Origin of the sequence: Bartonella sp. AA89HNZF (assembly GCF_042196905.1) — a bacterium.
Lineage (GTDB): Bacteria > Pseudomonadota > Alphaproteobacteria > Rhizobiales > Rhizobiaceae > Bartonella.
The window spans coordinates 26,241-46,913 of sequence record NZ_JBHIRD010000013.1 but is presented as its reverse complement, the minus strand read 5'-3'; the positions used below and the strand labels follow the sequence as shown (position 1 = coordinate 46,913).

Below are 20,673 nucleotides of genomic sequence, written 5' to 3'. Positions count from 1 at the left end.
ATAAATGAGATAAGTGAATCAGTGTGCAATCTGTATTCCTTCACTATCGCTGCCCTCTGATCTGATGGGGACAGCCACTGCAGAAGGCTCCTTCCATTCAATAGTATCAGGAAAATGAACCAAAGCGTGCTTCAAAACTTCACTCACATGACTTACCGGAATAATTTCCATGTTATTTTTGACATCATCAGGAATGTCAACCAAATCTTTTGCGTTTTCTTCAGGAATAAGGACTTTTTTTATCCCTCCTCGAAGAGCTGCTAAGAGTTTTTCTTTTAATCCACCAATTGGTAAAACACGTCCACGTAAAGTAATTTCACCAGTCATTGCAATATCTTTATGCACCGCTATCCCTGTAAGTACAGAAACAATTGCTGTCACCATTGCAATCCCAGCAGATGGGCCATCTTTGGGTGTCGCCCCCTCTGGAACATGAACATGGATATCGCGTTTTTCAAAAAGTGGAGGTTCAATACCAAAATCAACAGCACGAGAACGTACATAAGATGCTGCTGCTGAAATGGACTCTTTCATAATGTCACGTAAATTTCCAGTTACAGTCATCTTGCCTTTTCCAGGCATCATGACCCCTTCAATGGTCAATAACTCTCCACCAACTTCTGTCCACGCAAGGCCTGTCACAACACCAATTTGATTTTCTCCTTCAATCTGATTATAGTGGTAACGTTTAACACCCAAAAAATCATTGATATTATTTTCTGTAACTTTTACAGATTTTTGATTTGTTTTGAGAATTTTTGTAACAGATTTACGGGCAACTTTCATGAGTTCACGCTCAAGGTTACGAACTCCTGCTTCACGTGTGTAAAACTGAATAATCGACCTGAGCGCTCCATCAGAAATGCTGAGCTCTTTTTTAGACAAACAGTGATCTTTTAGTGCCTTTGGTAAAAGATGCTGTTTAACAATTTCCATTTTCTCACATTCAGTATAACCCGCAATACGAATAATTTCCATTCGATCCATTAATGGACCTGGAATATTAAGCGTATTTGCCGTCGTGATAAACATGACATCAGAAAGATCATATTCAACTTCCAAATAATGATCAATGAATGTACCATTTTGTTCAGGATCAAGAACTTCTAATAAAGCGGATGAAGGATCGCCACGAAAATCTTGGCCCATCTTATCAATTTCATCAAGCAAGAAAAGTGGATTAGATTTTTTTGCTTTTTTCATAGACTGGATAATTTTTCCAGGCATCGATCCAATATATGTTCGGCGATGTCCACGAATTTCTGCTTCATCTCGGACACCTCCCAATGAGATACGAACATACTCACGTCCCGTTGCCTTTGCAATAGAGCGCGCTAATGATGTTTTCCCCACACCAGGAGGACCTAACAAACAAATAATGGGACCTTTTATCTTTGATGCGCGACTTTGTACAGCCAAATACTCAATAATTCGCTCCTTAACTTTTTCAAGACCGAAATGTTCATTATTCATGACCTTTTCAGCAAAATCTAAATTGTTTTTAATCTTAGATTTTTTACCCCAAGGCATTGCTAATAACCAATCAAGATAATTACGTACAACTGTCGCTTCTGCAGACATAGGAGACATATTCCGTAATTTTCTCAATTCTGCTCCAGCTTTTTCCTGTGCTTCCTTGGATAGTTTTGTATTCTTGATACGTTCTTCTAATTCAGAGAGTTCATCTCGGCTATCATCACCTGCTCCTAACTCTTTTTGAATAGCCTTCATCTGCTCATTGAGATAATATTCTCGTTGGTTTTTTTCCATTTGCCGTTTAACATGCGAACGAATACGTTTTTCAACCTGCAAAACAGAAATTTCTCCTTCCATGAAGGACAAAACACGTTCAAGACGGGCCCGCACAGGTAAGAGCTCTAATATCTCCTGTTTTTCTGCAAGTTTAATCATCAAATGAGAAGCAATCGTATCGGCAAGCTTAGAAGGATTATCAAGCTGGCCAATCGCATTCACAACTTCAGGAGAGATTTTTTTATTAAGCTTTACATAGTTTTCAAAATAAGCAATCACTGACCTTGAAAGAGCTTCAATCTCAACATCACTCTCTCTAGGTTCTTCTGTAACAGTCGCAAAAGCCTGATGATAACCTTCACTTAAAGCAAATTGACTAATTTTTGCACGTGCAGTTCCTTCAACCAAAACCTTTACAGTACCATCAGGAAGCTTTAAAAGTTGAAGAATATTAGCAAATGTACCAATATGATAAATATCCTCTGATTTTGGATCGTCATCAGAAGCATTTTTTTGTGTCACCAAGAGTATTTGCTTATCAACCGCCATCGTTTCTTCAAGAGCACGAATTGATTTTTCGCGACCCACAAAAAGTGGAACAATCATATGGGGGAAGACAACAATATCACGAAGAGGTAAAACAGCATAAACCCCATCTCTTACTTCATCTGTCTTTTCATCAATATATTGCATAACTCTCCTTTCTGGAGCCTATGAGCTATCTACAACAATTAGCCCACCTGTAGAAAATCTCAGCTCTTCACTGTACATGAAGTGGTAATTACTCATACATAAATCAAGCATTATAATGATATTATTAGAAATACCTATCAAATACCGTTCATTACCACCTTTTATATTGCGCATCGCACAATGTCATGCTGATACATTTTCTTTATCTTCTGCACGTTCTGAGTAAATATAAAGAGGACGCGCTTTCCCATCAACGACATCACTCGAAATAACCACTTTTTGAACGCCTTCAAGAGCCGGTAGCTCAAACATCGTCTCAAGAAGGATCTTCTCCATAATAGAACGTAAACCACGAGCACCAGTTTTACGTTCAATTGCTTTCTTTGCAATAACACGTAAAGCATCTTCATGAAATGCTAACTCAACATTCTCCATTTCAAAAAGACGCTGATATTGCTTTACTAACGCATTTTTAGGTTGGGATAAAATTTGCATGAGGGCGTTAACATCTAAATCCTCTAAGGTGGCGACTATAGGAAGCCGCCCAATAAACTCTGGTATTAAACCAAATTTTATAAGATCCTCAGGCTCTAAATCACGAAAAATTTCACCGACACAACGCTCATCCGGAGCCTTAACAGTCGCAGAAAAACCAATAGAAGTTTTTTCACCACGCCCTGAAATAATCCGTTCTAAACCTGCAAAAGCTCCCCCACAAATGAATAAGATGTTTGTGGTATCAACCTGAAGAAACTCTTGTTGCGGATGTTTACGTCCACCTTGTGGAGGAACAGAAGCAATCGTTCCTTCCATAATCTTTAATAACGCTTGCTGAACTCCTTCTCCCGAAACATCTCTTGTAATAGAAGGATTATCTGCTTTACGAGAAATCTTATCGACCTCATCAATATAAACAATACCACGCTGCGCACGTTCAACATTATAATCCGCAGCTTGAAGAAGCTTCAAAATAATATTTTCAACATCTTCACCCACATAGCCTGCTTCAGTCAAAGTGGTCGCATCCGCCATCGTAAAAGGTACATCAATAATACGTGCTAATGTTTGTGCAAGATAAGTTTTACCACAACCCGTTGGACCAACAAGAAGAATATTTGATTTAGTTAACTCAATATCATTGCTTTTAGACTGATGCGCCAATCGTTTATAATGATTATGAACAGCAACAGAAAGAACACGCTTTGCATGCTGCTGACCAATAACATAATCATCAAGAACTGTTATAATTTCCTGTGGCGTAGGAACACCATCACGCACCTTAACCCCAGAAGACTTATTTTCTTCCCGAATAATATCCATGCAAAGCTCTACACATTCATCACAGATAAATACAGTAGGCCCCGCAATGAGCTTACGCACCTCATGCTGACTCTTGCCGCAGAACGAGCAATAGAGAGTATTTTTTGATTCGTTCCCGCTATTGCTAATTTTGCTCATTTTTCTTTCCTTTCACCACGATATATGAACACTTCGCCTTTTCAAAGGAAGCTTTTCATCATGAAAACTAAAAGACATATAGAAAACCATGCATGTCTCAATATTTTTAGGTGTTTCTCTAAACTTTGCGATATTTTTATAAAACTCTTTATTTTAAAGTAGCTATTTTTTCTATAAAAATTCTTAATCTTTTTCTTCTTTTTCAGTTTCTGCACGATATTGTATAACATCATCAACTAAGCCAAACGCTTTGGCTTCTTCTGCTGTCATAAAATGATCGCGATCGAGAGTTTTTTCAATGACCTCATAATCTTGACCTGTATGTTGAACATAAATTTCATTTAAGCGCCGTTTCATCTTTATAATATCTTGTGCATGTCGCTCAATATCTGAAGCCTGGCCTTGAAAACCACCAGATGGCTGATGCACCATAATACGCGCATTTGGCAATGTAAAACGATGCCCCTTTGCTCCAGCTGTTAACAATAAAGACCCCATAGATGCCGCCTGCCCCATGCACAGCGTAGAAACAGGAGGACGAATAAACTGCATAGTATCATAAATAGCCATACCAGATGTCACAACACCACCTGGAGAATTAATATAAAGACTAATTTCTTTTTTAGGATTTTCCGCTTCCAAGAAAAGCAATTGTGCACAAACAAGCATTGCCATACCATCTTCAACAGGACCATTAATAAAAATAATCCGCTCCTTTAAAAGACGGGAAAAAATATCATAGGCCCGTTCACCACGATTGGTTTGTTCAATAACCATAGGAACAAGGCTTAATGTCGTTTTCATTAGATCACTCATATTTTTACTTTCCGTTCATATAACAATCGCTCTTTACACATTCAATGTTTTTATCCATTTGTTAACATTACTCTCTTGTGCAAGCTACAATCAAAAGCTGTTTAGGATAGATTAAAATCCCAATTATTAAAATAGCAATAATAACTCTACCTAAAAAAATCATGAATATCAGGAATGCGAGATACCGCCCAATGGTAAAAACTTCCTTCCTGAGGTTTTTGCGTCGTCTTTATCTTTCTGTGAATATGAAATCCTATCAAGCGTGAATCGGTGAGCGGTTTTACGCCAAAAGCTGGTTCAAAGATATATTCAGACTTTCGCCCAGTCCAATAATAAAAAGTTTCCTTTTCCTTTGCTTCATGAAAAAAACCATATCGTTTTGCTAATCGTGAAATACCATCATTACCAAATATCGTAATGCCAAGATTTCCTGGTAAAATCGGCATTTTTTCCTCTTTAACCAGAACGGTCTCCAAACACGACGCTTAAACCCAAGCCAATAAGGAATAATTTCTGCGCCTGCCCAATAATCTTCAAATACTTTTATAATAGGGTTATCGGGCGGAAAATAAAGTGCAGAAACGCCCACTCTTATATTATTTTCTCTTGCCAACCAAACCTTCTCCGTATCTGGCTGAAATTGTTTAACAAGGTAAACATCTGTATCTAACCAAACACCTTGTTGATATTTCATCAGCATAACACGAAAAAAATCCGAGAACTGAACAATTGTACACCATAGTTTATCATCAGAAAAATCGGGGTCAAGGCGATAAATTGCTGAGCGTGGTAAAATTGATTCGGCTTCATGCAGCTCAACACCAGCAGGAAGATTATCTATTTTTTATCATAACTAAAAAGCTTAACGCGCTGTCCAGTTTTAACCATTGAGGACAAACAAAGCCTATCCACCAATCTTAATTGTCCACTATACCAAAAAGTACAAATATCCGTAGATAATATATCAAAAATATTCTAAACTTACGCGAAATAGTTGTTCAACATCACGAACGAACTCAGCAAGAGCAAAAATCACTATTCTATCACCAGATAAAATACGCGTATCTGCCGAAAGCTGTATTATTGTCTTATTGCGATAAATTGCACCAATTCTCAAACCATCTGATAAATTGAGCTCTGATAATGACTTACCAACCAATGAAGATGTTTGCATCACTTCAGCTTCAATAATTTCTGCTCGGCCATTAAAAACTGAATGAACAGAACGAATACGCCCACGGCGCATTTGTTGCAAAATTCTCGATATTGTAACGCTATGGGGATTAAGATATGCATCCACACCAACAGCACGACTAAATTCTTGATAGGCAACATTATTAATCAATACCATATTGGCTTTGCAGCCCAATCTTTTAGCAATAATAGCGCTTAAGAGATTAACCTGATCTTGATTGGTTAATGTAATCATTAAATCGGACTGATCAATTCCCGCATCTTGAAGAATCACTGGATCTAACACATTACCGTATAAAACTGTTGTTTTTTCAAGCTGATCAGCAATTGTGAGGGCTCTTTCTCTATGCGCTTCTATAATCTTCAATTTTAATTTATGGAAACGCTTTTCAATAGCCTGTGCAACATAAAGGCCAATGTGACCACCCCCTGCAATAATCATGCGGTGGGCATCTTGTTCTTTATGACCAAAAAGCCCAACAGCACGACGCATCTGTTCACGAGCAACAACAAGATAGGTTATATCACCGACACGTAATTGCGTTTCTGAATGTGCAATCAATAATTCCGAGCCACGTTTAATAGCGGTAACCGTTGTTTGAAGATCTGGAAAAAGCTCTGTTAATTGACGCAAAGGTGTATTAATAACGGGACAATCTTCCATGCATTCCAAGGCTAACGCAACAATATCATCATTACAAAAATAAAGAACATCTATTGCACCAGGTAAAGCAATACGACGCAAAACCATTTCCCCAACTTCAACTTCTGGCGAAATAACCACATCAATAGGAATATTTTCTCTAGAAAAAAGCGTCTTATAACGTGGTTCTAAATAAGATTGTGAGCGAATACGAGCAATTTTTGTGGGCACATTAAATAATGAATGTGCTACTTGGCAAGCTACCATATTAACTTCATCAAACAAAGTGACAGCAATCAACATATCAGCTTTGTCTGCATCTGCAGCCAAAAGAACTTCAGGCCGTGAACCGTGACCAACAAAACCTCTCACATCCAATGTATCGCGAATCTTTTCAATTAATCTCGTTTCAATATCAATAACAGTAACATCGTGATTTTCAGCAGCAAGACGCTCTGCTATCCCATAACCAACCTGTCCTGCTCCACAAATAATAATACGCATCGCTTTAAGAAACTCCAAGCGCTTTAAGTTTACGGTGCAAAGCTGAACGCTCCATGCCTATAAATTCAGCAGTACGCGATATATTTCCACCCAAACGTCCAATCTGCGCCACTAAATATCTCTTTTCAAACAATTCTCGTGCTTCACGCAACGGTAAATCCATTATACTCTCATCCGAATCCATTTGAAGACGTGGCAAAGAATCATTCACTTCACTGGGAAGAAAATCCGCTGTTATAGGACCATCCCCATCCCGCACAAGAATAAGAAGACGCTCAATATTATTACGTAATTGTCTTACATTACCCGGCCAAGCATGCGTTTGCAAAATAGCAATCACATCATCACTGATTTCACGTGGCTTAATCCCAACCTGCTGTGATATTGTTTTTACAAAATGATGGACAAGTTCTGGAATATCTTCACGACGAGCAGAAAGGGGCGGAACAGTAATGGGAACAACGGAAAGACGGTGGAAAAGATCTTCTCTAAAGCGCCCGTCAGAAATGAGGTTTTCAAGATTTTGCGCTGTCGAAGAAATGATACGAACATCTACTTTAACACGTTTTGTACCGCCAACTCTCTCAAATGTTTGCCCCGTTAACACCCTAAGAATCTTACCTTGAGTCTCACGTGGCATATCAGCAATTTCATCAAGATAAAGTATTCCGCCATGGGCTTCCTCTAAGGCACCGATTTTACGCTCTCTTCCCTCCATTTCGCTGCCAAACAGCTCTATTTCCATTCTTTCCGGAGTAATCGTTGCAGCATTTATTGTAACAAATGGCCCATTCGAACGCGTGGAGAGCGCATGAATAGTTCGTGCAACAGTCTCTTTTCCTGCCCCTGAAGGACCTGTTATCATGATGCGACTATTGGTTGGTGCTACTTTTTCTATGATTTGACGCAAATTTTTTATAACTGTCGATTTTCCGAGCAACTCTAATGTCTCGTTCGAACGTTTTCGCAATTCTAAAAGCTCACGTTTTAAATTTGAATTTTCAAGTGTTCTCTCTGCAACCAATACAAGTCTATCAGCTTTAAAAGGTTTTTCAATGAAATCATAGGCTCCTCGCTTTATAGCGGAAACAGCCGTCTCAATATTACCATGACCAGAGATCATAACGACCGGAAGAGCTGGATAGTGTGTTTTAATTTCATCAAGCAGTGCTAAACCATCGAGGCGACTCCCCTGTAACCAAATATCTAAAAAAATGAGCTTTGGAATACGTTCACTAATTTGAGCTAATGCTTCATCAGAGTTACAAGCAACACGCGTTTCATAGCCTTCATCATCCAAAATACCAGCAACAAGTTCACGAATATCCGCTTCATCATCAACAATCAAGATATCTGATACCATACTATTCCCCTATCTTATGATTTATAGCTTGTATAATACTACCCTGCTTACCCCCAACCGTCGGAAACATCAAACGGATCATCGCACCACGACCTTCATAAAAACTCTCCGGTGCATCATGAAGCTCCATGGAACCACCGTGATCTTCAATAACTTTGCGCACAATGGCCAGCCCGAGTCCTGTTCCTTTCTCCCGTGTTGTTATATAAGGTTCTAATAACTTTTGTCTTTGCTCTTTAGGAAGTCCTTTTCCGTTATCAACAACATCCACAACCACCCATTCTTCTTGATGATAAGAACGGACAAGAATATGACCGTGAATATTTTCCTCTCGCATAACTGAATCTATGGATTCGCTCGCGTTTTTGATCACATTGCAAAAAGCCTGTACAATGAGACGGTTATCAAATGCACCCATAAGTGGTAGAGTTCCTAAATCTTGCTCAAAATGAATATCATGTCGCGTCACTTCTATCAAGAAACATGCTTCGCGCAACAATTCTCGTATATCTAAAATATGCATTTTGGGTTTGGGCATACGTGCAAAAGAGGAAAACTCATCAACCATACGCCCAATATCTCCAACCTGCCGAATAATTGTGTCAATACACCGCTCAAAGACCTCTCTATCTTGTGTAATAGCTTTGTTATAACGTTTACGAATGCGTTCAGCGGATAACTGAATAGGTGTAAGAGGATTTTTAATTTCGTGTGCAATACGTCGCGCAATATCCGCCCACGCCGCTGTACGTTGCGCTGCAACAAGGTCTGTAATATCATCAATTGTTAGAACCCAAGATTGCCCCTGTCCATCATCCTCCTCCATCGTAACTTGAACATTACAGACACGCTCTTTTCCTGCAACGTTTAAAGTGACCTGCTCACGATGGTTTTTCCGATCCAATGAACGCACAAACTGAAAAACCTGCCAAATTTCAGCACTTAAAGATAAAAGACTTTTTCCAACAACGTGCTCAGAGCGAATATCAAACATCGCTTCAATAGACCGATTGATAATGGTGATATCACCATTATCATCTATCCCTGCTACTCCCGCTGTTACACCTGATAATACAGCTTCAGAAAAACGCCGTCTTTCATCAATTTGATCACGCACTGCAATCAATTCATTACGCCGACTTTTCAATTCACTGACCATGTAATTAAAAGTTTTGGATAATTGCCCAATATCGCCGTCTTTTGCTCGTACTGGCACGAAAATTTCCATATTTCCAGAAGCAACATCATCGGCAGCACTAATGAGAAGACGAATAGGACGTACTAAGCGATCAGCAACAGCAATAGCAGCCCAAATGGCTGATAAGAATAAACTAAAAAAAAGACACAAATAAAGCATACCAAATGCAATCTGTGTCAGCAGGCGATTTTCATTTAAATCACGATAACGATCTGTATTAACTTCTGTCAAACGCAAAGCAGATAAAACACCTTTATCAACGTCACGCACCAAATATAAAAATGTGTTTGGAATATTGGTAAACTTTAAAATAATACCAAAATAATCATGAACGCCTGGTTGAAAAGAAAAAGGTCTCGCACTGGTTGCACGTTCAATAAGATGAGAAGGAGGAATTGGCAGTTTATCTTCATCACCAAGAGCACTCGATACAAAAATAGCTCCGCTAGAACTTAACAAAAATGCACCACGCAAATTGCGTCCTAGAGCATGACGCGTCAATTGCATCCTATATTCAGCTGGATTACGTTCTAAGAGTTTTTTGTTATCAAGTGCAAATGCCATCGCGTAGGATAAATTTTTTAAATTTTGAAGCATTTCATCTGCATAAGCATTTGCTAAATCAATAGAAGAGCCCACAATTTGCCGCGTTGTTGTATCAAACCATCGATCAAGTCCCAAATTCAGTGCTGGCCCTGACACAAGAGCTACAGCAACAGCTGGCATTGTTGCAACAAGTGCAAACAATGAAATAAGGCGGACATGAAGACGTGAGCCTGCTCGCCTTGAACGCCAAGCACGAATGATCGGAATCATCTCATAAAAAACGATGACAATAAGCCCTAAAACCCAAAAACTATTAATTCCTATAAGAATAAGGGTTACTGTTCTACTGGGAACAACAGGAGTTAAGCCAATAAGAATAATGAACGAAACAGAGGCCGTAAGTAAAGCCAATACAATAATTGTAATCCCTAAAAAAATATATACCTTACTTAAACGATACAACTCATCGTTATAAGTATTTTTATCTATGTCTTGAAGATTCGTCACAGATGTTATATTCGTCATGAGCTTACATACCCTTATCTCATTATTATCATATAACCTTTTGTAGCAAAAATTGACAATACTAATACTACATTTACAATAGGGCAAATATAGTCAACGAGAAAAAACTTCTACATTTTGCAAAATATCTTTAAAATAGACTGTGTTCGACAATACTTTACGAAGGAAATGAGATGCGATTAACAAAACAAACAAATTATGCTCTTCGAATGCTCATGTATTGTGCAGATAATCAGGGAACTCTCAGTCGTGTTCCAGAAATTGCTAAAGCATATGCCGTTTCAGAGCTTTTTTTATTTAAAATCCTTCAGCTGCTTGTTCAAGCAGGTTTTATCCAAACAGTGCGTGGACGCAATGGTGGAGTTAGATTGGCTAAACCCGCAGCAGAGATTTCAGTCGCGGATGTTGTGAAAGTAACAGAAGACAACTTTTCCCTCGCAGAATGTTTCGATACTGCAGAACCAACTTGCCCCTTGTTTGATTTTTGTGGTTTAAATACCGCACTTCAAAAAGCATTAAATGCTTTTTTTGAGGTATTATCAGTGATATCCTTGGCTGATCTACAACGATCACCCTTTCAAAATCATTTTAAAATTAATGACAAAAAAGCAAACTAAGATTATAATACAAGGAGATTAAGTATTTCTATTGCAGCAATAATATTAGCCGCTGGACGCGGTGAAAGAGCAGGATCTCCCCATAAAATTCCAAAACAATATCGGCTTCTAGGACAAAAGCCAATTATTTATCATACCTTGCGTTGTTTTTTGCAGCATCCAGCTATCACAACAATTATTCTTGTTATTCATCCAGAAGATCGTCAAATCTGTGAACAAGCTATTGACGATTTTAAAGAGCGCCTTATTATCGTTGAAGGAGGCAATACACGTCAAATCTCTACCTTATATGGACTTCAGGCACTCAAAAAATTTGCCCCCCAATATGTGCATATTCATGATGGTGCACGCCCTTTTATAGAAAACAAGCTTCTTAATAACATTCACAACACTATCACACCTCAAGAAGGTGTTCTTCCTGTTCAGCCCATCTCTGATACCCTTAAACGTATAAATAATCAGCATGTTTTAGAAACAATTCCCCGTACCCATCTTTATAGAGCACAAACTCCACAGTGTTTTCCCTTTGAACATATCTTAGCGGCTCATAAACAAGCAAAACAAGCTTGCAAACAAGAATTCACTGACGATTCTGCAATTGCCGAATGGTTTGGAATTCCTATGCGTACCGTTCTTGGGGATCCTAACAACATAAAAATTACATGGCATGAAGATTTTAATACTGCCCATTTATATCTCCAAAAGAAAATGCAAATATTTCCTGATATTCGTACCGGCAATGGTTATGATGTTCACTCTTTTGAGGATGGTGATTTTCTTATATTATGTGGTATAAAAATTCCTTTTCATAAAAAATTAAATGGACACTCCGATGCGGATGTTGCTCTTCATGCATTAACAGATGCCCTTCTTGCAACTCAAGGTGCTGGAGATATCGGTACACATTTTCCTCCCTCTGATCCTCAATGGAAAAATGTATCATCAGAAATTTTTCTCCGTCATGCTCTTGATATTATAAAACAAGCAGGTGGTCGTATTGCCAATGTTGATATCACAATTATCGCTGAAAATCCTAAAATTGGTCCCTATCGTCATGCCATGACAGAAAATCTTATGACAATACTTGCAATAACACCTGATCGAATCTCTATCAAAGCAACAACAAATGAACGACTTGGATTTATTGGTCGTGGTGAGGGAATTGCTGCTCTTGCAACAGCGAGCGTCCTTTATTCAGGAGAAATTCCCCAATGACATATCTTTGTGAAAAACACGCACATGAAGTCCTTAATACCTTTCGCCAAAAAGGTTTGCTGTTAACAACTGTAGAGTCTTGTACAGGAGGACTCATTGCTGCAAGCCTCACAAATATTGCAGGATCGTCAGATGTTCTCGATTGTGGATTTGTTGTTTATTCAAATGAATCCAAAACACGCCTTGTTGGCGTTTGTGCTGAACTTATAAGAACCTATGGTGCCGTTTCAAAAGAAGTTGCTCTTGCAATGGCTGAGGGTGGATTAAAACATTCACAAGCTGACATTGCAGTTTCTGTAACAGGAATTGCTGGTCCAGGAGGTGCAAGTTTTGATAAACCTGTAGGACTTGTGCATTGCGCAGTAGCTTATAAAAACCACTCCCCCCTGCACAAAGAAATGCACTTTGCTCATCTTAATCGCAATGCTATCCGCCATGCAACTGTTGAAAATGCTTTTAAAATGATTCTGGAATTGCTTCACTGAATTCCCCATATTAATTTCAAAATTCTTTATTCGCCATCGAGTCTATAATCGTCAATATCTTGAAAAAATTTTATTGTATCACAACTTGAAAATGAAAGATCTCAATAGCGTAAAGTTATCTCACTTTAGTCCTGTGTAGGTTGAATTAATCAAATTTATTCGCTTACACGCCACAAGAGAAAAAACTATATAAATAAAATGATTAAAGAAAGAGACACTTGTACTTCTCTCAAGTGCTAAGAGCTGGCGCGCAACATCTTGAGAGATAGCAAATAAATGATGCAGGAGGACTTCTTCATAAGTGTACAGATGTAGATTTTATATACTTTTACGAGAATCTATACTATTTATTATGAGCACTATTATGAAATGGGTATGACGCAAGCATGTTCTATTTGGGCGTTTTGTTTAACGAGTGTGCATCCATTAAAAAAGAGAAAAACAAAAGCATGAAGCTGTGCATCATCTTCATCATTTAAAATGATATTCTTTCAATATGCTTTTGAAAGCTGAATTAAAAACAAATAGTAAAGATGAAAACCCGTTTTCACCTTCACGCTGTTTAAGCAATACGTATTGTTAAAAAATAACAGAATAGACTATGTTACCGTAGAGCCATAAATCTGATGCGCACGCTTCTCAAAAGCCTCGGTAAATTTACGAAACGCAATATCAAACATTGAGCCCATCACTAATCCAAGCGTTTTACTTTTAAATTCATAATCAATAAAAAACTCTACATTACATGCATTGGTATTTTCAATATCATGAAAAGCCCAACGATTTTCAAGATATTTGAATGGACCATCAATATATTTAACTTCTATAAGACTTTTTTCCGGCTGAAGAAATACTTGAGTCGTAAAAGTTTCACGAATAATCTTATAACCAACGGTCATATCCGCAAGAAGCAATATTTTTTTTCCATATTCTTTTCGAGAACGTATTATTAAAGACTCACACATTGGTAAAAATTCAGGATAACGCTCAATATCCGAAACCAGATCAAACATTTCACTGGCACTATGGGTGATCTGCCGATGTATTGTAAAAATCGGCATAATTATCTCTGTAAGGAAAATTTTTCATCACGCGCTTTTTGCAAAATGGCAAAATCATCTCCAGCATGATGAGATGAACGCGTTAGAGGATTGGAGGCCATATGTAAAAATCCTTTTACTTTACCAATCTTGGCAAAAGACTCAAATTCTTCAGGAGGCACAAAACGAACAACTGGATGATGTTTTCGTGTAGGCTGCAAATATTGTCCAATTGTCATAAAGTCAACATCAGCAGCGCGCAAATCATCCATCAATTGCAAAACTTCATTTCGCTCCTCCCCAAGGCCAACCATAATTCCCGATTTTGTAAAAATTGTTGGATCAAGTTCTTTAACACGTTGTAATAAACGAATTGAATGAAAATAACGTGCCCCTGGACGGACCTTCAAATATTTAGAAGGAACTGTTTCTAAGTTATGATTAAAAACATCAGGCTTAGCAGCAACAACAACTTCTAAAGCGCCATCCTTATGACGAAAATCAGGTGTAAGAACTTCAATTGTTGTTTTAGGAGTTTTTTGACGAATCGCATAAATAACTTTTGCAAAATGCTCAGCACCACCATCAGCAAGATCATCACGATCAACAGATGTAATGACAACATGTTTTAGTGCCATCTGTGCAACAGCATCAGCGACACGTTCTGGCTCATTATGATCAACGGCAAGTGGAATACCTGTTGCAACGTTACAAAAAGCACAAGCACGCGTACATATTTCACCTAAAATCATAAAGCTAGCATGCCTCTGGCTCCAACATTCGCCAATATTAGGGCAACCAGCTTCTTCACATACAGTCACTAACTTATGCGTACGTACAATACCATGTGTTTCCTTATAAATTGGTGATGTTGGCGCTTTTACACGAATCCAATCCGGCTTTTTTTGAACGCTTGTATCCGGACGATGCGCCTTTTCAGGATGGCGCAAACGTCTATTCGTAACTCTATCAACAACCGTAACCATTTAAGCCTTTGCCTTATAAATACGAAGGAGCAATGAAAAATTTAAAATCTTTCATACAATCTAATCATCAAGCGTTTAAAACTTGATCATAAGCATCCAATACACTTTCTTTCATCATTTCCGATAAAGTCGGATGTGGAAAAACAGTATGCATTAATTCTTCCTCTGTTGTTTCAAGATTCATGGCAATGACAAACCCCTGTATTAATTCTGTTACCTCAGCTCCTACCATATGGGCCCCAAGAAGCTGTCCTGTTTTTTTATCAAAAATTGTTTTTACTAACCCTTGATCTTCACCCAGAGCAATCGCTTTGCCATTCGCGGAAAAAGAATAACGACCAATACGTATATCATACCCTGCTTCTTTTGCTGTCGCTTCTGAAAGCCCTACAGAAGCAACTTGCGGTGTGCAATAGGTGCATCCTGGAATTTTTTTCTTATCAAGCGGATGAACATTCTTTAAACCAGCAAGATGTTCAATACATATTACGCCTTCTTCTTCTGCTTTATGGGCTAACATAGGAGGACCTGCCACATCACCGATAGCATAAATACCCGAAACTCCTGTCCAACTCCATTCATCAGTTACAATACACCCACGATCGGTTTTTATTCCCAAAGCTTCTAATCCAAGATTCTCAATATTACCCTGCACCCCAACAGCAGAAATCAACCGATCAACAGTCATTGTCTCATTTTTACCTTGAATATCAATATGTACAGTTACAGAATCGGAAGATTTTTCAACCCTTGTTACTTTTGCTTGACGAAGAACACGTAAACCTTTTTTCTCTAATTGTTTACAAGCAAATGTTGAAATTTCAATATCTTCAGCAGGCATGATGTGGGGCATTATTTCAACAACAGTGACTGTCGCTCCCATATCATGATAAAAAGAGGCAAATTCAATGCCTATAGCCCCAGACCCTATGACCAAAAGCGATTTTGGCATTTCTGGCGGTATCATAGCTTCAAAATAAGTCCAAATGAGATTTCCATCTGGCTCAATACCAGGAAGGACACGAGGACGTGCACCCGTTGCAATAATGATATGCTTTGCTTGGTAAGTTCCCTCTCCCAAGGTCCCTTTAGGGACTGGATTTTGTGGTTGCATAACCGGTTTGGAGGATGAAGAAACCATAATTTCCGCAAGCTGGCTTCCCTTTGCTTCTTTAGTAAGCTTTGCTTCACCCCAGATAATATCAATTTTATTTTTTTTCATTAAAAAAGCAACACCAGCATTTAAACGTGCTGAAACACCGCGTGAACGTGCCACAACATTTTTGATGTTTGCCTCAATTGAACCATTAATTTTTAGTCCATAATCTTTTGCATGTTCAGCAAAATGTTTCATTTCCGCTGAACGTAAAAGAGCCTTTGTTGGAATACATCCCCAATTTAAACAAATCCCTCCCAAATGTTCACGTTCAACAATCGCAGTCTTAAAGCCACATTGCGCTGCACGAATTGCGGTTACATATCCGCCTGGACCTGATCCAATCACAATTACATCATAAAGATTTGCCACAGTAATTCCTCCATGGATATATATAAAATGGATATGCATTTTTTGAACTTAAAAATGAAAATGAACATAACAGAATTATCTTATGTCTTTATACTCTAAGCTTTCTATAAATGCTTTACCCAAACTAGAAACAGCAATACCTCTGCTCTTCAAACTCTTTAAATTTGTTTTTATTCTCTTAAATACACTCTCTCACAATTTACGTGAAGAACTGTTAAACAGTTCAAACCAACATTGCTAATGGATTTTCAATCATCTTCTTAAAAGTCCGCGCGAGCTCTGCTGCTAAAGCACCATCGACAGCACGATGATCCGCAGAAATTGTAACTGACATAACTGTCGCAATGGCTAATGCACCATTTTTAACAACAGCACGTTGCTCCCCTGCACCAATCGCAAAAATTGTCGCATGCGGTGGATTAAGAATAGCAGAAAAACTTTTCACACCATACATCCCCATATTGGATACAGCTGTTGTTCCACCCTGATATTCTTCCATTTTTAACTTGCCCTCACGCGCACGCTTTGCAAAATCCTTCATCTCTTTGGAAATAAGCGATAACGGCTTTTCCTCTGCATGGCGAATAATCGGCGTAATTAATCCATTGGGAATAGAAACAGCAACCCCAACATCACAATGTTTATGATGAAGCATTCCACCTTCAAGCCAAGAGACATTCGCATCAGGAACCGCTTTCAAAGAAAGTGCGACAGCTTTGATCACCATATCATTAACAGAAATCTTATAAGTAGGCTTAGCTTCTTCCTGCATCTTAACCATTGGTGCAGCAACATTCAATTGTGTACGCAGCGCTAATAGCGCATCAAGTTCACAATCTACCGTTACATAAAAATGTGGGACTTTCTGTTTTGATTCCACCAAACGTGTCGCGATTGTTTTACGCATATTATTATGGGGTGTGAAAACATATTCATCCTCTTTGAAGAGTTTCAATATCTGTTTCTCAGAAGCACCTGCGGCTACTGGCTCTCCTGTCTGTGACGAATAAGAAATCTTAGAAATATCACCGCTCATAACTTTTTCTACATCACGCTTAATAATACGCCCATGCGGCCCACTCCCAGAAATAAGGGATAAATCAAGACCTGCCTGAGATGCTAATCGCCGCGCTAAGGGAGAAGCAAAAAGACGAGCTCCCTTTTTATCTTGCTGTATTAATTGCCCAGTTGATGATTCATGAGACATTTTTATTCCCTTTGAGTCCGTCTGTTTCAGAGAATCTGTCTGTTTGATACCCTCTAGTTTTTGTCTTGTAGAAGAAGAGATTTCTTCTGTAACTTTTGCAGCTTCAGCTAAATCTTCACCTTCTTCTGCTAAAACAACAATTAAAGCATTTACTTTAACGCCTTGTGTTCCAGCAGGAACAACAATTTTAGCAACCCTACCTTCATCAACAGCTTCGACTTCCATCGTCGCTTTATCCGTCTCAATCTCAGCAATAACATCACCAGAGGAAACCTTATCTCCCTCCTTAATATTCCATTTTGTTAAATTTCCCTCTTCCATCGTAGGGGAAAGCGCTGGCATTGTAATTTTAATGGGCATTATGCTTTCCTCCGTTATGCTCTGTATGTCACAGCCTTAACGGCCTCAATAATTTCAGCAGTATTAGGCAAAGCCAACTTCTCAAGATTAGCGGCATAAGGCATCGGAACATCTTTGCCAGAAATCGTAGCAATTGGCGCATCAAGATAGTCAAAAGCCTGCTGCATAACACGCGTTGCTATTTCAGTTCCCACGGATGACTGAGGAAATCCCTCTTCAATTGTTACCAAACGACCTGTTTTTTTAACTGAAGAAAGAATTGTTGGAAGATCCATCGGGCGAATGGTTCGTAAATCAATCAATTCAACATCAATACCAAGTTTTTCAATTTCTGGTAATGCTTCAACCGCGTAATGCATTCCAATCCCACATGCAACAATTGTCACATCTTGTCCAGACTTATGAATACGCGCCTTACCAATAGGTAAAACAAAATCATCGAGTTGAGGAACATCAAATTGATGCCCGTACAAAATCTCATTTTCAAGGAAAACAACAGGATTATCATCACGAATAGCAGCTTTCAGCAAACCTTTTGCATCTGCAGCGCTATAAGGCATAACAACTTTCAGACCTGGTATATGACTATACCATGCTGCATAACATTGAGAATGTTGAGCACCAACACGGGCAGCCGCACCATTGGGACCTCGGAAAACCATAGGAGCGGTCATTTGTCCACCAGACATATAACGTGTCTTGGCTGCTGAGTTAATAATTTGGTCCATCGCCTGCATCGCAAAATTAAAGGTCATAAACTCGACAATAGGACGTAACCCACCAAAAGCAGCCCCGACAGCCAGCCCAGCAAAGCCGTGCTCTGTAATTGGGGTATCAATAACTCGGCGTTCTCCGAATTCTTCCAACAAACCTTGACTAACCTTATAGGCACCTTGATATTGCGCAACTTCTTCCCCCATAAGAAAAACTGTTTCATCACGCCGCATTTCTTCAGCCAAAGCCTGATTAAGCGCTTCACGAACTGTCATTGTAACCATTTGTGTTCCCGCTGGAATATCAAAATTAAGAGATGTATCAAAAGTAGGAGCAGCCTGCGGAACTGACAAAGGCAGAGAAAGAGAAGATTCCTTAGGTTTTTGTGCTGTATCAGTAGGTTGCGAAATATCCTCAGCACGCTCACCTTCTTCTAACAAAATTGCGATAACAGTGTTAACCTTTACGCCTTCTGAACCTTCAGGCACAAAAATTTTACCAAGAGTACCTTCATCAACGGACTCTACTTCCATTGTAGCCTTATCCGTTTCAATTTCAGCAATAACATCGCCAGAGCTAACCTTATCACCTTCTTTCTTGAGCCATTTAGACAGTTTACCTTCTTCCATAGTTGGTGAAAGCGCCGGCATCAAAATATCAATAGACATACTTGCTTCCCTCGCATCAAACTAAAATATCAGTATAGAGCTCAGAAGCATCTGGCTCTTGATCACTTTGTGCAAAATCTACCGCATCAGCAACAATTGCACGGACCTCTTTCTCAATAGATTTTAAATCGTCCTCGCTCGCCCAATTTTTTTTAAGAATCCGACTTTTTACTTGATCAATCGGATCGTGTTCCTCTTTTATTTTTTGGACTTCTTCCTTTGAACGATATTTCGCTGGATCAGACATGGAATGACCACGATAGCGATAGGTTTGCATATCAAGAATGATCGGCCCTTTACCTGAGCGTGCCCAAGAAATTGCTTCATCAGCAGCTCCTTTTACTGATCGAACATCCATACCGTCAACAACAATACCTGGAATTTCAAAAGAAAGACCACGACGGGAAAAATCAGTTTCTGCAGATGCACGTGAAACGGACGTTCCCATAGCATACTGATTATTTTCAATAATATAAACAACAGGCAGCTTCCAAAGTGAAGCCATATTAAAACTCTCGTAAACCTGCCCCTGATTTGCAGCACCATCACCAAAATAAACCAATGTCACATTATCTTTATCAAGATATTGATTCGAAAATGCCAAGCCTGAACCAATGGGAACCTGCGCCCCAACAATACCATGTCCCCCATAAAAGTTTTTTTCTTTAGAGAACATATGCATCGAGCCACCTTTCCCTTTGGAAAAGCCCCCTTGGCGCCCCGTTAATTCTGCCATAACACCACGCGGACTCATCCCAACCGCTAACATATGTCCATGATCACGGTAAGACGTAATAACCTGATCACCTTCTTTTGCCGCTTTCAATGTTCCAACAACAACAGCTTCCTGTCCAATATAAAGATGACAAAACCCCCCAATAAGCCCCATACCGTAAAGTTGTCCTGCTTTTTCTTCAAAACGGCGAATTAAAAGCATTTCACGATAGGCAACAATTTCTTCCTCTTTTGTAAAAGAGGCTATTAGTGCTTTCTTTGTAGTGCTTGATAATACAGTGTGCGCTACCGACGCAGAATTTTTTTTAAGTCGTTCTGCCATATTAAACTCCCTTTTATGATTATCTAGGAATAACCTTTACGAACAAAAGTTACAAGCCTTATCAACCGGCTTAAACAATATCATTGCTGATTGTTGTCTAAATT

Annotated in this window: 15 protein-coding genes and 1 pseudogene; 3 read left to right on the top strand and 13 right to left on the bottom strand. The window is 38.9% G+C overall.

Features of this window, described 5'->3' with window-relative positions; all coding sequences use genetic code 11:
* Positions 1-18 precede the first annotated feature (18 nt).
* From lon to ACFIN0_RS06820, 7 genes and pseudogenes are all read right to left on the bottom strand, one after another.
* Positions 19-2,445 (bottom strand): endopeptidase La, encoded by a 2,427-nt coding sequence (lon, locus tag ACFIN0_RS06850; protein WP_375606239.1) that lies wholly within the window; start codon positions 2,443-2,445, stop codon positions 19-21.
* Positions 2,446-2,628: 183 nt separating this feature from the next.
* Positions 2,629-3,903, bottom strand: coding sequence for an ATP-dependent Clp protease ATP-binding subunit ClpX (gene clpX / locus ACFIN0_RS06845; protein ID WP_375606240.1), 1,275 nt, complete (start codon positions 3,901-3,903; stop codon positions 2,629-2,631).
* 183 nt (positions 3,904-4,086) lie between these two features.
* Positions 4,087-4,719 (bottom strand): ATP-dependent Clp endopeptidase proteolytic subunit ClpP, encoded by a 633-nt coding sequence (gene clpP, locus ACFIN0_RS06840; RefSeq protein ID WP_375606241.1) that lies wholly within the window; start codon positions 4,717-4,719, stop codon positions 4,087-4,089.
* Positions 4,720-4,865: 146 nt separating this feature from the next.
* A pseudogene (locus ACFIN0_RS06835) lies at positions 4,866-5,607 on the bottom strand (hypothetical protein).
* A 76-nt stretch (positions 5,608-5,683) separates the two neighbouring features.
* Positions 5,684-7,060 carry a Trk system potassium transporter TrkA gene (gene trkA, locus ACFIN0_RS06830; protein ID WP_375606242.1) on the bottom strand — a complete coding sequence of 459 codons (1,377 nt, stop codon included), beginning with the start codon at positions 7,058-7,060 and terminating at the stop codon, positions 5,684-5,686.
* Between the two features lie 4 nt (positions 7,061-7,064).
* Positions 7,065-8,423 carry a sigma-54-dependent transcriptional regulator gene (locus tag ACFIN0_RS06825; RefSeq protein WP_375606243.1) on the bottom strand — a complete coding sequence of 453 codons (1,359 nt, stop codon included), beginning with the start codon at positions 8,421-8,423 and terminating at the stop codon, positions 7,065-7,067.
* Between the two features lies 1 nt (position 8,424).
* Entirely contained in the window at positions 8,425-10,692 is a 2,268-nt protein-coding gene (locus tag ACFIN0_RS06820) for an ATP-binding protein (RefSeq protein ID WP_375606244.1), read from the bottom strand.
* Between the two features lie 173 nt (positions 10,693-10,865).
* Between ACFIN0_RS06820 and rirA the strand changes: the two genes are divergently transcribed.
* The 3 genes from rirA to ACFIN0_RS06805 are packed head-to-tail and all read left to right on the top strand — an operon-like array spanning position 10,866 to position 13,009.
* Entirely contained in the window at positions 10,866-11,309 is a 444-nt protein-coding gene (gene rirA, locus ACFIN0_RS06815) for an iron-responsive transcriptional regulator RirA (RefSeq protein ID WP_375606245.1), read from the top strand.
* A gap of 24 nt (positions 11,310-11,333) precedes the next feature.
* A complete protein-coding gene (locus tag ACFIN0_RS06810; RefSeq protein WP_375702184.1) occupies positions 11,334-12,524 on the top strand; it encodes a bifunctional 2-C-methyl-D-erythritol 4-phosphate cytidylyltransferase/2-C-methyl-D-erythritol 2,4-cyclodiphosphate synthase in 1,191 nt (396 codons plus the stop codon).
* Entirely contained in the window at positions 12,521-13,009 is a 489-nt protein-coding gene (locus tag ACFIN0_RS06805; protein ID WP_375702179.1) for a CinA family protein, read from the top strand. Before ACFIN0_RS06810 ends, ACFIN0_RS06805 begins: the two co-directional genes overlap by 4 nt.
* A gap of 599 nt (positions 13,010-13,608) precedes the next feature.
* On the opposite strand, the gene ACFIN0_RS06800 is transcribed toward ACFIN0_RS06805, so the two are convergent.
* From ACFIN0_RS06800 to pdhA, 6 genes are all read right to left on the bottom strand, one after another.
* Positions 13,609-14,070, bottom strand: coding sequence for a type II toxin-antitoxin system RatA family toxin (locus ACFIN0_RS06800; RefSeq protein ID WP_273791149.1), 462 nt, complete (start codon positions 14,068-14,070; stop codon positions 13,609-13,611).
* 2 nt (positions 14,071-14,072) lie between these two features.
* Entirely contained in the window at positions 14,073-15,035 is a 963-nt protein-coding gene (gene lipA / locus ACFIN0_RS06795) for a lipoyl synthase (RefSeq protein ID WP_375614947.1), read from the bottom strand.
* Positions 15,036-15,102: 67 nt separating this feature from the next.
* Entirely contained in the window at positions 15,103-16,563 is a 1,461-nt protein-coding gene (gene lpdA, locus ACFIN0_RS06790) for a dihydrolipoyl dehydrogenase (protein WP_375610191.1), read from the bottom strand.
* A 223-nt stretch (positions 16,564-16,786) separates the two neighbouring features.
* Entirely contained in the window at positions 16,787-18,130 is a 1,344-nt protein-coding gene (locus tag ACFIN0_RS06785; protein ID WP_375606249.1) for a pyruvate dehydrogenase complex dihydrolipoamide acetyltransferase, read from the bottom strand.
* Between the two features lie 14 nt (positions 18,131-18,144).
* Positions 18,145-19,512 (bottom strand): pyruvate dehydrogenase complex E1 component subunit beta, encoded by a 1,368-nt coding sequence (locus ACFIN0_RS06780; protein WP_375606250.1) that lies wholly within the window; start codon positions 19,510-19,512, stop codon positions 18,145-18,147.
* A gap of 16 nt (positions 19,513-19,528) precedes the next feature.
* Positions 19,529-20,569, bottom strand: coding sequence for a pyruvate dehydrogenase (acetyl-transferring) E1 component subunit alpha (gene pdhA, locus ACFIN0_RS06775; RefSeq protein WP_375702178.1), 1,041 nt, complete (start codon positions 20,567-20,569; stop codon positions 19,529-19,531).
* Positions 20,570-20,673 lie beyond the last annotated feature (104 nt).

What these genes read in the sequence shown, in the direction of transcription:
- trkA (WP_375606242.1), bottom strand. Translation starts at nt 7,060, where the DNA reads ATGCGTATTATTATTTGTGGAGCAGGACAGGTTGGTTATGGGATAGCA.
- ACFIN0_RS06805 (WP_375702179.1), top strand. Translation starts at nt 12,521, where the DNA reads ATGACATATCTTTGTGAAAAACACGCACATGAAGTCCTTAATACCTTT.
- ACFIN0_RS06785 (WP_375606249.1), bottom strand. Translation starts at nt 18,130, where the DNA reads ATGCCCATTAAAATTACAATGCCAGCGCTTTCCCCTACGATGGAAGAG.
- clpX (WP_375606240.1), bottom strand. Translation starts at nt 3,903, where the DNA reads ATGAGCAAAATTAGCAATAGCGGGAACGAATCAAAAAATACTCTCTAT.
- rirA (WP_375606245.1), top strand. Translation starts at nt 10,866, where the DNA reads ATGCGATTAACAAAACAAACAAATTATGCTCTTCGAATGCTCATGTAT.
- ACFIN0_RS06800 (WP_273791149.1), bottom strand. Translation starts at nt 14,070, where the DNA reads ATGCCGATTTTTACAATACATCGGCAGATCACCCATAGTGCCAGTGAA.
- ACFIN0_RS06820 (WP_375606244.1), bottom strand. Translation starts at nt 10,692, where the DNA reads ATGACGAATATAACATCTGTGACGAATCTTCAAGACATAGATAAAAAT.
- lipA (WP_375614947.1), bottom strand. Translation starts at nt 15,035, where the DNA reads ATGGTTACGGTTGTTGATAGAGTTACGAATAGACGTTTGCGCCATCCT.
- ACFIN0_RS06825 (WP_375606243.1), bottom strand. Translation starts at nt 8,423, where the DNA reads ATGGTATCAGATATCTTGATTGTTGATGATGAAGCGGATATTCGTGAA.
- lon (WP_375606239.1), bottom strand. Translation starts at nt 2,445, where the DNA reads ATGCAATATATTGATGAAAAGACAGATGAAGTAAGAGATGGGGTTTAT.
- clpP (WP_375606241.1), bottom strand. Translation starts at nt 4,719, where the DNA reads ATGAGTGATCTAATGAAAACGACATTAAGCCTTGTTCCTATGGTTATT.
- pdhA (WP_375702178.1), bottom strand. Translation starts at nt 20,569, where the DNA reads ATGGCAGAACGACTTAAAAAAAATTCTGCGTCGGTAGCGCACACTGTA.
- ACFIN0_RS06780 (WP_375606250.1), bottom strand. Translation starts at nt 19,512, where the DNA reads ATGTCTATTGATATTTTGATGCCGGCGCTTTCACCAACTATGGAAGAA.